This window comes from Oribacterium sp. WCC10 (assembly GCF_900113415.1).
GTDB lineage: Bacteria > Bacillota > Clostridia > Lachnospirales > Lachnospiraceae > Oribacterium.
This window is the reverse complement of sequence record NZ_FOPH01000015.1, coordinates 22323-36402: the sequence shown is the minus strand read 5'-3', so window position 1 is coordinate 36402 and position 14080 is coordinate 22323. Positions and strand designations below refer to the sequence as shown.

General features: G+C 43.6%; 10 protein-coding genes. All 10 read left to right on the top strand.

Annotated features, from left to right (window positions below):
* Positions 1-46 precede the first annotated feature (46 nt).
* The 10 genes from BM294_RS11220 to BM294_RS11175 all read left to right on the top strand — a co-directional run bounded on the left by BM294_RS11220 (position 47) and on the right by BM294_RS11175 (position 13803).
* The gene (locus BM294_RS11220) at positions 47-2626 is read left to right on the top strand and encodes a PstS family phosphate ABC transporter substrate-binding protein (RefSeq protein ID WP_091208216.1); all 2580 of its coding nucleotides are present in this window, start codon (positions 47-49) and stop codon (positions 2624-2626) included.
* Between the two features lie 710 nt (positions 2627-3336).
* Positions 3337-4794: an anthranilate synthase component I gene (gene trpE, locus BM294_RS11215; protein ID WP_091208213.1), complete on the top strand. Its 1458-nt coding sequence runs from the start codon at positions 3337-3339 to the stop codon at positions 4792-4794.
* On the top strand, positions 4791-5369 hold the full coding sequence (locus BM294_RS11210) for an anthranilate synthase component II (RefSeq protein WP_091208210.1): 579 nt from the start codon (positions 4791-4793) through the stop codon (positions 5367-5369). Before trpE ends, BM294_RS11210 begins: the two co-directional genes overlap by 4 nt.
* Positions 5370-5817: 448 nt before the next feature.
* The gene (locus BM294_RS11205; protein WP_091208207.1) at positions 5818-6399 is read left to right on the top strand and encodes a histidine phosphatase family protein; all 582 of its coding nucleotides are present in this window, start codon (positions 5818-5820) and stop codon (positions 6397-6399) included.
* Between the two features lie 562 nt (positions 6400-6961).
* Positions 6962-9148 (top strand): clostripain-related cysteine peptidase, encoded by a 2187-nt coding sequence (locus tag BM294_RS11200; protein ID WP_091208205.1) that lies wholly within the window; start codon positions 6962-6964, stop codon positions 9146-9148.
* A 12-nt stretch (positions 9149-9160) separates the two neighbouring features.
* Positions 9161-10330 (top strand): hypothetical protein, encoded by a 1170-nt coding sequence (locus tag BM294_RS11195; protein ID WP_091208202.1) that lies wholly within the window; start codon positions 9161-9163, stop codon positions 10328-10330.
* 355 nt (positions 10331-10685) lie between these two features.
* Complete coding sequence (locus BM294_RS11190) at positions 10686-11639, top strand: transporter substrate-binding domain-containing protein (RefSeq protein WP_242944518.1); 954 nt, start codon at positions 10686-10688, stop codon at positions 11637-11639.
* Positions 11640-11847: 208 nt separating this feature from the next.
* A complete protein-coding gene (locus BM294_RS11185) occupies positions 11848-12627 on the top strand; it encodes an amino acid ABC transporter permease (RefSeq protein ID WP_091208200.1) in 780 nt (259 codons plus the stop codon).
* Positions 12614-13369 (top strand): amino acid ABC transporter ATP-binding protein, encoded by a 756-nt coding sequence (locus BM294_RS11180; RefSeq protein ID WP_091208197.1) that lies wholly within the window; start codon positions 12614-12616, stop codon positions 13367-13369. Before BM294_RS11185 ends, BM294_RS11180 begins: the two co-directional genes overlap by 14 nt.
* Positions 13370-13545: 176 nt before the next feature.
* A complete protein-coding gene (locus BM294_RS11175) occupies positions 13546-13803 on the top strand; it encodes a TIGR03905 family TSCPD domain-containing protein (RefSeq protein ID WP_091208195.1) in 258 nt (85 codons plus the stop codon).
* The last annotated feature ends 277 nt before the right edge of the window (positions 13804-14080 follow it).

The window sequence follows — 14080 nt, the reverse complement described above, 5'->3', positions numbered from 1 at the left end:
ACTTTCGTTACTTACATCTTTATTATTTTCCAGCCACGGAGGTATCATGAAAAAACATCTATTACCACTTATTCTTTCCATGACAACTCTTGCCATGGTGGGATGTACCACAACAAAACCGGCTGCCACAAATGCAGAAACCACCGTCGCAGGCTCAGATGCAGCCGAAACCACAAAAAAAGACGGTGAGGGCGAAAACACGGAGAACGTTGATAAAAAGGATTCTCAGGAAAAGAAATCTACAGCTCCTATAAAGCTCCCGGAATATCATTTCACAAGAGAGAATTTCCCCAGAATGGACGGTTCTACCGCTACAGTTCCTCTGGGGAAGGCTCTTGCAGGTGTGCTTCTCAACGAGGAACCAGAGAAGACTGCCGATCTTTGCCGCTTCAACAGAACAACACAGTCCTTCAGAAATCTTCTTGCAGGAGAAGCTGACATTCTTATCGTAGGCGAACCCAATGCAAAGGTATTTGAAGAAATGGATGAAGCCGACTTTAAATACCAAATTGAAAATTTCGCAACAGACGCCCTTATCTTTGTTGTAAATGAAGATAACCCGGTAAATTCTCTGACAACCGAACAGATCAAAGACATTTACACCGGAAAGATAACCAACTGGAAAGAAGTAGGCGGAAACGATGCCGAGATAGTTCCGTTCCAGCGTAATGAAGGCGCCGGTTCACAGGCTCTCATCAAGAAACTCATTATGAAGGATACAGAGATGATGGAGGCTCCGTCAGGACTTGTCGCTTCTGAGATGGGAGAACTTATGACCGCAGTAAAGTCCTATGACAATTCCGCCAATGCCATCGGTTATTCCGTTTACTATTATGCCAACGATATGAAGATGGCAAATGGGCTCAAGATCATAGGTGTTGACGGTGTGGATCCAAATCCGGACACCATCAGAAATGAAACCTACCCTCATCGTAATGCATACTACTGCGTCATCCCTGAAGACACTGATCCGGGCGATGAACGTGCCAAAGGTGCCAGAGTGATCTACGACTGGTTTATGACTGAGGACGGCCAGAGACTCATCGCTTCAAAAGGCTACGTTTCCATCATGGATGTGTCTTCGTTTGGTGATAATGCTTCTGACGGAAAAACACCTCATTCCGAAAATTTTACACGTCTCAATGATGCCCCTGCCGGTGCTCTTACAGAAGTGGAGCCGGGAAATGATTACGGCATGCTTCTTCCTTATGACGGAAGTGCTTTGTACTACAATTACGGCAACGAAGACAATGATGAAGATTACTCATATATCGCAGGCTATATGCGTGGCTTCTTCGATATCAATGGAAGACTGGTAACTGATCCGGTTTATAACTCCATAGAAAAGATGGACTACTATGATCCGCTTTCATACAACCAGTATTACCTGCCGTACTATCGTGCCGTAAAGTACGATGAAACCGGCGTTCCTGTTTCTTCTGATGAAGAGTACTATGGTGATGAATCCATGACGCACCAGCAGATCATCTCAGAGGATGGAAGCTTCGTATCTCCTGAGTATGGCTATATATCCGGCATGAAGGATCATGTTCTCTGCAGACCAAAGGGCGAAGGAACTGACTTTGTAATCTATGATACAAAGGGGAAGATCGTCATGACATACAAGGAGCTGGTTGAAGCCAATGACGGCACCATAGAAAAGAAGCTTCAGGACGAATATTCTCTGGATGACGTAACCTACGGTGAAGGTTATTACGTATTTGATCTGAATGACGGCTACTACTATATTGATGAAACGACCGGAAAAATCGTTCTTGGACCGTATCAGTATGCACAGCCGTTTGAAAACGGAAGAGCATTTGTCCGTGATGAAAAGTATGCATTTATCATAGATACAAATGGCAATCCTGTTGTAAAGGACAACTACGACTTCATAAACATTCTTGGCAACGGCAACTTCCTTGCGAAGAAGGATACCGGAATCTTCCTCTATGATAATGATGGAAGACTGATAAAGACATTCCCGTACTATGACAGCATGGGTCGCTACGATTGGGGATTCTATATCGGAGAATATGTAGAGAACTCACACTGGGCTCAGACAGTTTATGACAATGACGGAAACGAGCTTTTCACCGACAATCTTGGTAACTGGTATTTTGCGGATAAGATTCCTGTTGCCTACACTGATGCCACAAGAGACGACCCGTGCACCGGAGATAAGGAACACATCGGTGTCTGGATTCTGAATCTGAAGAATGGTCAGAAGGATATCATTAACGATGCAGACTATGCATATCAGTTCTATACCATTGAGGGAACAGCTGATATCCCGTTTATCTGCGTCACTAAATATGATAATAAAAATGACACAAACCATCAGTGGATCTACGACGAAAATCTCAAGTCCAGACTGGAATATGACGGATATATCAATCCATCCGAAGACCGTATCACAAATGAATGGCTGCTCATAATGTCAGAATCTAACGGCGACTCCTCCAAAGTCTATGACAAGAATCTGAATGAAGTAATGGCTATAGAGAATTATCCGAGAGTTTACGACGGTTACATGACCTATAATGACGGTAATGCATTCGTAGGTGTAGATAAGGATGGAAATGAAATCTTCTGCTATATGATGACCGGTATTGAAGGCTCTTAGGAAAATTATAATCAGAATCAGTTATTTTTCTGGTGGTTTATAAAGCAATATGAATATTGCTTTTAGCTTATATGAAATATTGTTCTGTTTGGTTTTGGGCATTTTCATTGACAGCAACTTAAAGCAACCATAGAATTATCTTAATTTAATAGAAACCACAAACCGTTGAGGCGGAGATAAAACGGAATATGCTCTCACAGAGAGCCGGCGATGGTGAGAATCCGGCAGAATTACAGTTTCGCAAATGGACCGCTAAGGGCACAATGAAAGGCAGTACATGATAGATTTCCGAACACAACTTTGATGTGTTCGTTATCCGGTACAGTGAGAATCTGCACCGGATCAGATGTCCCGATCTATCAGGAAGTTTGCCGAGTATCCTGTGACGTGAGGCTTACGTTAGTAGTCGGAGATATGTTGGTATCTCGCAAAGCGCACATAGTATGTGAAGCAGGGTGGCACCGCGAAGATTATTCGTCCCTGGCAGAATCAGAATTGATTCTGCCGGGGTTTTTTATTATATATCCCTGATTCTAAAAGAATCAGGGATGCCCCCCAGGCGGTGGGAACGTCAGCCCATTTAATCTCGCTTTGCGAGGGCCGACGCTACATGACAGATTTTCGCAGAAAATCTGCCACAAATGGCGAGGCTGGTTTTGGTACCTCTACTATAAAAAGCGCAGCGGGATCTTTGAAAGGAGATTTCTCACATGATTATTCCATCTTATGAAACAGTGAAACAGTACCGGAACAACACACGCTACAAATACATTCCCGTAGCCTGCGAAATTCTGTCTGATTTCCTCACACCCATCACAGCACTCAGGATTCTCAAGAATGTATCCGACCATGTCTTCATGCTTGAATCAGTTGAGGGTCGTGACAAGTGGGGCAGATATACATTTATAGGATTTAACCCGAAGATGGAGATAACCTGTCTTAACGGCGAGTTCAAGGTCGGTGGGCTCAATATAAAAACCGACCGCCCAGACGATTACATTCGCCAGCTCCTTGACGAGTACAGGATGCCGAAAATGCGGGAGATGCCACCTTTTACCGGCGGACTTGTGGGCTATTTTTCCTACGATTATCTCAAATATTATGAACCGACTCTGAATCTTGACGCTGAGGATACTGAGCACTTCAATGACATTGACCTGATGCTTTTTGACAAGGTTATAGCTTTTGACAACCTGAAGCAGAAGATCATGGTCATCGTTGATGTAAAACTTTCCGGCGGCGAAAGTGCTTATCGCAATGCCGAGATGGAAATAGAAAACATTGTCAAGCTCCTGAAAACAGGAGTTCCAAACCAGGAAGACCCCGGCAGAATACTAAGCGAAGTAAGGCCGTTTTTCGACAAGGAGCATTTCTGCGATATGGTCGAGAAGGCAAAGCATTATATACATGAAGGAGACATTTTCCAGATTGTTCTTTCCAACAGGCTTGAGGCAGACTATGAGGGTTCTCTTCTTAACACCTACAGGGTTTTGAGGACCCTTAATCCATCACCTTATATGTTCTATTTCTCAAGTGCGGATCTTGAGGTTGCCGGAGCATCGCCGGAAACACTGGTGAAGCTTCAGGATGGGGTACTTCATACATTCCCTCTGGCAGGAACAAGGCCCCGCGGAAAAAACGAAGAAGAGGATAAGCGACTCGAGGAGGAACTTCTTCAGGATGAGAAGGAACTGGCCGAACACAACATGCTGGTGGATCTCGGAAGAAACGATATTGGACGTATCAGCAGGTTCGGTTCAGTGAAAGTGGAGAAGTATCATGAGATAGAGCGCTACAGCCACGTGATGCATATAGGGTCAACCGTACGCGGCGAAATCAGAGATGACTGTGATGCACTTGACGCGGTTGGTTCAATACTACCGGCAGGAACATTATCAGGCGCACCAAAGATCCGCGCATGTCAGCTCATAAACGATCTCGAAAACAACAAACGAGGCATCTATGGCGGAGGTATCGGCTATATAGACTTCACCGGTAATCTTGATCTCTGCATCGCCATCAGAATCGCCTACAAGAAAAACGGCAAGGTGTTTGTTCGAAGCGGCGCGGGAATCGTTGCAGATTCTGTACCCGAGAAGGAATATCAGGAATGCATCAATAAGGCCGCGGCAGTAGTGACGGCATTAAAGGAGGGCGAAACATTATGATTTTATTGCTGGACAACTACGACAGTTTTACATACAACCTGTATCAGATGGTGGGAAGTATTGAGCCGGACCTTAGGGTAGTTCGAAATGATGCCATAAGCGTTGATGAAATAAGAGCGATGAACCCTGATGGAATCATTATCTCACCTGGACCGGGACGCCCCGAAGATTCCGGTGTTTGTCCTGAAGTCATAAGTGATTTAAGAGGTGAGTTTCCGATATTAGGCGTTTGTCTTGGGGAACAGGCTATATGTATGACATACGGGGCAACCGTGAGCTACGCGAAAAAGCTAATGCACGGCAAGCAGTCAGACACAAAGATTGACACCACTTGTCCGCTGTTCAGAGGACTTCCCGAAGTCATCAAAGTGGCAAGGTATCATTCACTTGCAGTTGTGAAGGAGACCCTGAAGGAAACCGGGCTTACGGTTTGCGGAATCACAACTGACGGAGAGGTTATGGCTGTGGAAGACCGCTCCGACAATGTTTACGGATTGCAGTTCCACCCGGAGTCCATCATGACACCGGAAGGAGCAAAAATACTCAAAAATTTCATTGAGTTGACAGAAAAATGAATATAATCAGGATATCTACGGGAAATACAGAAAAAACAAACAGCTCTGTGCAAACTGTTGAAATACTGTATAACTTGATTTATTATGGATATAAGAGGTGCTTTCCGTAGACGGTCAGCCCTTATGATTAGTTAGATGAAATAACCGTTCAGTTGGGGCTGTGGCGGTTATTTTTTATTTGTAATCTTATGATGTAAGGGTCAAAAGTACCAAATCACGTGCTTGCACGTTGATTTGAGACTTTATGACCCGCCCGAACACGAATAACGTAGTCGTTTTGCATAGCAAAAGGACGTGAGTTATGAGTGTTCAGCAGCACATTGCACACGAATGTGTGCGTGCTGCGCATCATTTGTGAGTGGCAAATACTTTTGACACTCACGTCATCTTATATAAGTTTCCTATTGTCTGTTTTCAGACTATATTTCAGGAAAGGAATCATTTATCAATGAAGATCTGGATAGCAAGACACGGACAGACAAGATACAACAAAATGCATCTTATGCAGGGGAGAACCGACGAGCCACTGAACGAGACCGGTATAGAACAGGCTAAGGCCGCAAGAGCGAAGATAGGCGATATCAGGTTTGATGCAGTTTACGCAAGCCCGCTGAATCGTGCTATAGTAACAGGCTCTATCATTGGTAACGTTGACAGATCCGGGATCATCATCGATGACAGACTGATAGAAGCTGACTTCGGAAAGTATGAGCTTAAAAACTATTATCTTCTTGGACCTGCCATGATGCTTTACTGGTACATCCCGGAGCTTTTTCCGGCGCCTGAATCAGTTGAAAAGCTGTCTGAGATGATAGAACGAAGTCATTCTTTTCTTAAAGATCTTGAGAAGAAGGACTATGAGAATGTTCTCGTTGCCTGCCATGGCGGCATCATGCGTCCTCTTTCCGGATACCTCATGGACAGGTCAAATGGAATCTACTGGAGACCAAAACCAAAAAATTGTGAGATAAGGGTTTTTGAGTCGGTCAATGGAAAACACAGAATATTGGATGACATACATATTCAGTGAGTCAAATAGACGAGTTTTGTACTTCGTACTCTCACTCCTTCACCGCATTCTGCACTTCCATGAAGCTTAAGCTCCACTTCGTGCTCTCCGGGAACACCGGTCCATTAAAAGGTCGCTTCGCGAGGACCGGTGCTACACGCCGGATTCCTAAATGAATCTGCCACAAGTCATATGGGACAGGCTTTGGCCCCTTGACTCATACCATTTTTATATTGAACTCATCAGTGCGGTTGTCAGAGAATTATTTCTCCGGCAAACGCACTTTCTTTATGTATCCCTATATCTGAAAGAATCAGAGATGTACACGAGCATTTTTCTTTGGTGAAATGCGAATCTCCCATAAAATGCCCACAAATTAAAATTTATCAGATTTTACAAATATTTATATATATCATTTCCGGATTTTATTAATCATTAAACAGGTAATGCGTCGGACAATATTTTCACAATTAATAATAATGTAAAAATTATTTTGTTTTAGTATACTTTTTGTAGTTAATGTCCGGTGTTTCATCATATTCCCTTTAACTGGGGCTGAGATGGTATTCATAGGAGAAAGCGCATGTCAAAACGAATCGGCAAAGGTATATTTCCGGCAGACACTGACTTCCGGGTACGTTCATTGAACACAACAGGTTCAGGTTCAAGAGAAGTCAACATCAGAAAAACAGCCTTTCTTTTAGCTGCGCTTTTTTTTATTTTCACTCTCCCGGGATGCAATACAAAATCCACTGATTCTCCCTCTGAATCCTTTTCGGAAACTTCATCAGAATCTAATGATTCTATTGCTGAAACATTAGACAGAGATGTCGAAGACCAGGACGTAAAACGAGGTCTTTCCGGTAAGAAAGGGAACACTAAAGAATCAGGCGACTCAAAACTCAAACTATCAGATCGGGAAATCACTGTATACGACGGACATCTTGATACAGTAGTTCTGATCTACATGGTTGGTTCCAATCTGGAGTCCGAGAACAATCTGGGAACCATGGATTTACAGGAGATAGGGGATGCCATCGAAGCAACCGGGAAAAGTGATAGCAGCGTAAAGATTCTGGTTGAAACCGGAGGATCCAGAAAGTGGGGATCAGATTTCACGATTGACGCAGATAAAATCCAGCGTTTCGAAGTCGGCGCACATGAACTGACACTGAAAGATGAGACAGAGCTTGCCAATATGTCAAAGCCGGAGACATTGGCAGATTTTTTGAACTGGGGTGTCAATGCCTATCCCGCAGACCATTATGATCTGATCCTTTGGAATCATGGCGGAGGTTCCGTCATGGGCTTCGGTGCTGACGAACAGTACTCAGGCTTTATGATGCGTCTTCAGCAGATGAAAAAAGCATTTGAAGCTGTGAATTGTCATTTTGACTTCATTGGTTTTGATGCATGCCTCATGGGAACTGTTGAAACCGCATACACACTGGCCCCGTTTGCCGACTATCTGATCGCTTCGGAAGAAATGGAGCCGGGAGACGGATGGTACTATACCAACTGGGTGCAAAAGCTCCTTTTGGATCCAAATCTCGCTCCGGAAAAAATAGGAATGCAGATAGTAGATGACTTTGCCGATTCAAATGAAGAGAGCGGTGACATTTATACCCTCTCTTTGATTGATCTGAAAAAAATCGGAGAAGTCTACCGAAAGCTTATCGACTTTGCCGAAAGTGCTGACAGGACCATAACCAACAGGGCATACGACACTATCGCTAAAGCAAGAAGCGACTCAAGAAGCTTTGGCGACGGTAACTATGAACAGGTTGACATCATTGATTTTGCTGAAAAGTCATCGATACCTGAAGGGAATGAACTGAAGAATACGGTTTCTGATGCGGTGATCTATTTTAAATCAAATATGAAAAATGCTAATGGATTAGCCATGTATTTTCCCGACCGCAGCCTGGAAAAGTACGATCAGATGCTTGGTCTGTTTGATGCATTAAAATTTGATTCCCCTTATACTGACAGCCTTTCAGGATTCTGCACCATCATGGCACAGACAGCGGGGGAAACAACAGACGGACATGAGTACGCAGAAAAGGAGTGGTACCGTCAGGACATGGCAAAGCTATATGAATCCTTAACTGATCTGGGACTTCCTGAAATGATTCCCTACAGAGAGATGGATGGGGCCAATGTCATTGATATGACTCCGGAACAGCTGGATAAGATGACTTACTGCGGACAGGAAGTATGGCTTGATACGGGTAAAGACTTTATGGAAATGGGGGTTGATATCTGGTCTGAGAATAAAAACGGCTCTTATATTGTTGCCAGTTATCATAATGTCTGGATGACACTGAATAATGTCTTCGTTCCATACTATATGCAGGATCTTGGAATGAGGACTGATGGAACTGCTTATGCATTCGGTTATGTTCCGGCAATACTTAATGATGACGACTACATTTGGATCAGAGTGGAACTGCTTCAACCGGAAAAAAGCGAAGGAAGTGCCAGGGTTTGTGGATATTGGATCGTTGAAGAGATGGACACTGAGGGCGGAGATGTAACCCGTAATCTCAAATCTCTGAAGGAAGGTGATACTCTCAGCTTTGTAGCGACCATTCACAGCTATGACGGAAATGAAACAAGTTTCGGACAAATGGGTGATACCATCACTGTTCCAAAGGAAAATTTAACTGTGGGCTACTGCCGTATGGAAGGTGCCAATACTGCAATCCGGTTTTTACTGGAGGATGTTTATAAGAACACCTATTATACGGACTGGTTTTATAATGACTAAGAGGTGGAAGTAATGAAAAAATGTTTTAAAACGATGCTGTTCGGTATGCTTGGTGTTATGGCTGCTGTTAATATATCAGCCTGCGGTGCTACTGATGTTCCCGTAGCCGGCGCCATGGAGGAGACTGTGGCAGAGACAGAAGCCAAAACAGAGTCGGAAACAGAATCTGCAACAGAAGCAACGACCGAAAAACAGAAAGAAGAGGAGTCAGCGTCAAAGAAGGACAACATAGCAAAGGAACTCACAAAGGAAACCCTTAAGGAGGATGCGGAAGACCATTCGGGAGATATCGACAAAATAGAGGAAAAATCCGATAAAGAACCAAATAAGGACATAGTAAAGGCCATTGAGTCAGGAGAAAAACTAAGCTACACCGCTAAAGACGTAGTGGGCTGCTGGAAGTATGAAAAGTACGATAATATGTATCTTGATTTATATGACAACGGAAAATATGAGATTCACGACCTTAAGAGCGGAGATATAACCTCAGACGGTTCTTTCAAAGTCGACGGAAATACCATTGAGCTTACAGAAAATGGCAAGGATCCACAGATCATGCAGATTGCCAGCAAGGTCAGACTCCTGGACGATGAAGGAGATCTTCTGACTCCATACGTTCCTGAAACAGAGATTAAAGCTGATGCTTCAGGTGAAAAGATGAACAGATCCTACGGTAATCCTCACTATGGTGATGTCGATTTCGCATACGACGGAGACGGAATCTGGAAGATGCGATCAAAGAACATGGGGGCACTGATCAAATACCCCGATAGCTTCTATGCAGATTACGGTGATGATTTCCTGTACGTTTACGATGGAGATGCAGCTTATGCCACTGTCAGAAATGTAACAGCAGAATACTATGACTATATGGGAAGTGACGAGGATTTCGTAGCGGACTACTCTGATACAAGCCTGTTTGAGGACTTCAGATATTTCTACGGTGATGTGGACGCAGTGGAATACTCAAGCTGTAAGTTAAATCCTACAGATAAACATTTCTCCGAAAACTATATGAAGCTGTCCAATGACTACTATGATGTCCAGTGTGCATCCACTATATTCTACTCAGAGTTTAAGGATGGAACCAACTATCTTATTATGTTGAATAAATTCTACAGATATGGTGACAAAGATTCAAAGAATAGTATAAAAGCCGTTAAGGCAGCCGGATACAGATAAGTAAGTATCGACAGGAATATGAAAAGCGGTTAAATAAAAATAACCTGTAAACATGTTTATATACTTTTATGTCTGCATAAATTTGCTTGAGACGGCTGTTTATGCAGGCATTTTTGCATATTATTCAAATTTATTGCATCTTTTTGAATAAAAATACTTGATTTTATAAATAAACAGACTATAATCATAAAACATACAGAACGAGGTTATATTTTAGAAAAGAGATATAAGTTTTATTTCTATATATACTTATCTTTCATTACATTTGACCCGAGATGTATAGGTGATGAAATCTTTCATCATCATGAAGTATCGATTCTAAAGAGCAGTCGCTCTTAATTCTGAGGAGGATATTATGAAGAAGAGTCTTACAGCACTTATGACAGCAGCATTTATGGCAGCTTCACTTGCAGCATGCGGTTCATCAAAGGCACCTGAAACAACAGCTGCAGCTACCACAGCCGCAACAGAAGCAGCAGGAACTGAAGCAGCAGGAACTGAAGCAGCTGCAGCCGACACAACAGCAGCTACCGAGGCAGCAGGTGAAGAGACTTACACAACTGTTTCAGCAGGAAAGCTTACTATCGGAACATCACCTGATTTCGCTCCTTATGAGTTCTACCACATGAATAACGGAACTCCTGAGCTTTCAGGTTTTGATATTGATCTAGCACAGAAGATTGCTGACGAGATGGGTCTTGAGCTTCAGGTAGTTCCTATGGATTTCGATGGTATCCTCATGGAACTTCAGAACGGAAACATTGACCTCGGAATCTCAGGTTTCTCACCAAGCCCTGAGCGTGCACAGACTTTCGACTTCTCTGACGTTTACTACTCAGGCGGACAGGCTTTCGTTATCAGAAAGGCAGACGCTGACAAGTATAAGGACTATGCTGCATTTGATAAGCTTCCTGTAGGTGCTCAGACAGGTTCTATCCAGATGGGTCTTGCAGAAACCAATACACCAAATGCAAACATTATCGGTCTTGCAAAGGTTACAGACATTATCTCAGAGCTTGTTACCGGAAAGCTTGAGGGCGCATTCATTGAGAAGGCTGTTGCCGAGCAGTACATCAAGAACTATCCTGAGTTAGAGATTGCCTGGGATGTTGAGTATGACACCGAGGGTTCAGCCATCGCATTAAAGAAGGGCAGTGATCTCCTCCCTAAGGTTAATGAGGTTGTTAACCAGGTTCTTTCAGACGGATCAATGGATGAGTACATCACAAAGGCTCAGGAGCTTGCATCAGATACCGACAATGTTTACGAGGGTCAGCTTGATGCAAACGGTCAGGCAGCCGCAAACTAATCTTGACCACAGGGTATCCGTGTGATATCCGGTCCCGAAAAAGTCAATGGTGATACTTTAAGCATATATCATCTAATCGAGAGAATATTTTTCTCCGGGCTAAGTCCCGGAGATTTTTCACGTTTTAAAGTTTTCATAGCATTATCCCTATGATATGCTATGATGTTTCAAAACAAAGTTTCATTATTTTGAAAGGCAGGAATATTTTATGACCATCAGTTGGGCCAATATAGGAAAGATACTTACCTATGGCAACATGTTCCAGCAGGGTTTGATAGTTACAATCCTTCTGGCACTGTGCACAGTTTTCTTCGGATTCTTCTTAGCTTTCGGACTTGCACTTATGCTTTTGTCCGATGTGAGACCATTCAGACATCTTGAGAAGATCAAGACCGACGACATCAAAAAGAAGAAGCAGTATGATTTCATCGCAAAGTTTAATCCGGTGCAGCTCATCGCAAACTGCTATGTACAGTTTGTAAGATGTACCCCCATGCTGGTTCAGATATTCCTTGTTTACTATATCGTATTCGGATTTGTGACACTTCCCAAGTTTACATTCCTGGGATTTATCCAGTTTGAGAGGTTCTTCCCGGCAGCGGTTGCTCTGGCACTTAACTCAGGCGGATATATGAGTGCTGTCATTCGAGGCGGAATCGAAGGGGTGGATCACGGTCAGACAGAAGCTGCCAGATCTCTCGGTATGAGTAAGGCTCAGACCATGTACCATATCATCCTTCCTCAGGCCATTAAGAACATCCTTCCTGCGGTTGCCAATGAGTTTGTAACCATCATCAAGGAGTCCTCAGTCTGCTATACCATCGGTGTACAGGATATCATGTTTAATGTTAAGAGCGTTCAGTCTGCGACATTCATCATCGCAGAGCCTCTCCTCATGGCAACATTCCTATACTTCTGCCTGTGCTTCCCGACATCAAAGATAATCGAGTACGTTGAGAGGAGGATGCGTCAAAGTGACAACCGATAATTCAGCTCTTATAAAGGTAAGAGATTTAAAGAAGCATTATAACTACGGAAAGATCAAGGCTCTTGACGGAGTCAGTATCGATATCAACAAAGGTGATGTAATGGTGGTCATCGGACCATCAGGCTCCGGTAAGTCAACATTTTTACGAAGCCTTAACCTTTTGGAGGAACCTACTGAAGGAAGCATCATCTTCGACGGTCAGGATATCGTAAATGAGAAGATCGACCTTGATAAGTTCCGTGAGAGAATGGGAATGGTTTTCCAGCACTTCAACCTTTTCCCGCATAAAACCATACTTGAAAACCTGACCCTGGCTCCTCAGATAGTAAAGCACGTAGGCAAAGCCGAGGCGGAGAAGAAAGCTCTTGAACTTCTTGACCGCGTAGGTCTCAAGGACAGAGCCAAGGCATATCCGGTTCAGCTTTCCGGCGGACAGAAGCAGCGTGTAGCCATCGTCAGAGCGCTTTGCATGAACCCGGAAGTTATGCTTTTCGATGAGCCTACGTCCGCCCTGGACCCTGAGATGGTCGGCGAGGTTCTTGAAGTTATGAAGGAACTTGCAAAGGCAGGTATGACCATGGTATGCGTTACCCATGAAATGGGCTTCGCCCGCGAAGTCGGTAATCGTGTGGTATTCATGGCAGACGGAAACATCATTGAAGAGGGCACACCAGAGCAGATATTTGATCATCCGAAGAATCCGAGACTTAAGGATTTCCTCGGGAAGGTGCTTGAAGCATAAATAGCACTCAAATCATAGATCCAGGCATCAATACACGACCTGCAGCTATTCTGTATTATGAATAGCTGCAGGTCATTTTTATCATCAATTAAATTCACGCTTTGATCTTACAAAAGTATTTGACACTTACTATAGATACGAATAACATACTTCTATTATTAAAAAAAGGAGATAATATGGTAAAGTACAGCATGAGAACAGCAGGTGTTTGCGCAAGTCAGATTGAATTCGGAATCGAGGACGGAAAGTTAAAGGATGTCAGATTTCACGGTGGCTGCCCCGGAAACACTCTTGCCATAAGCAAGCTTCTTGAAGGATATGATGCAAAGAAGGCCGTTGATATCTTAAAGGGTAATGTCTGCGGCGGCAAAGGTACTTCCTGCGCCGATCAGCTGGCAAAAGGCATCGAGCAGGCACTTAGTCAGATTGCATAATATGATGTAAGGGTCAAAAGTACCAAATCACGTGCTTGCACGTTGATTTGAGACTTTATGACCCGCCCGAACACGAATAACATAGTCGTTTTGCATAGCAAAAGGACGTGAGTTATTCGTGTTCAGCAGCACAACTGCCTTCGATTTTTAATCGAAGGAGCCACGCGGCTTTGAGCGCTTCAAAGGAATCTGTAAGGATTCCTGCTCTATGCACACGAATGTGTGCGTTAGCGCTAATCAGTGAGTGGTAAATACTTTTGACACTCACGTCATAATA

What these genes read in the sequence shown, in the direction of transcription:
- BM294_RS11220 (WP_091208216.1), top strand. Translation starts at nt 47, where the DNA reads ATGAAAAAACATCTATTACCACTTATTCTTTCCATGACAACTCTTGCC.
- trpE (WP_091208213.1), top strand. Translation starts at nt 3,337, where the DNA reads ATGATTATTCCATCTTATGAAACAGTGAAACAGTACCGGAACAACACA.
- BM294_RS11210 (WP_091208210.1), top strand. Translation starts at nt 4,791, where the DNA reads ATGATTTTATTGCTGGACAACTACGACAGTTTTACATACAACCTGTAT.
- BM294_RS11205 (WP_091208207.1), top strand. Translation starts at nt 5,818, where the DNA reads ATGAAGATCTGGATAGCAAGACACGGACAGACAAGATACAACAAAATG.
- BM294_RS11200 (WP_091208205.1), top strand. Translation starts at nt 6,962, where the DNA reads ATGTCAAAACGAATCGGCAAAGGTATATTTCCGGCAGACACTGACTTC.
- BM294_RS11195 (WP_091208202.1), top strand. Translation starts at nt 9,161, where the DNA reads ATGAAAAAATGTTTTAAAACGATGCTGTTCGGTATGCTTGGTGTTATG.
- BM294_RS11190 (WP_242944518.1), top strand. Translation starts at nt 10,686, where the DNA reads ATGAAGAAGAGTCTTACAGCACTTATGACAGCAGCATTTATGGCAGCT.
- BM294_RS11185 (WP_091208200.1), top strand. Translation starts at nt 11,848, where the DNA reads ATGACCATCAGTTGGGCCAATATAGGAAAGATACTTACCTATGGCAAC.
- BM294_RS11175 (WP_091208195.1), top strand. Translation starts at nt 13,546, where the DNA reads ATGGTAAAGTACAGCATGAGAACAGCAGGTGTTTGCGCAAGTCAGATT.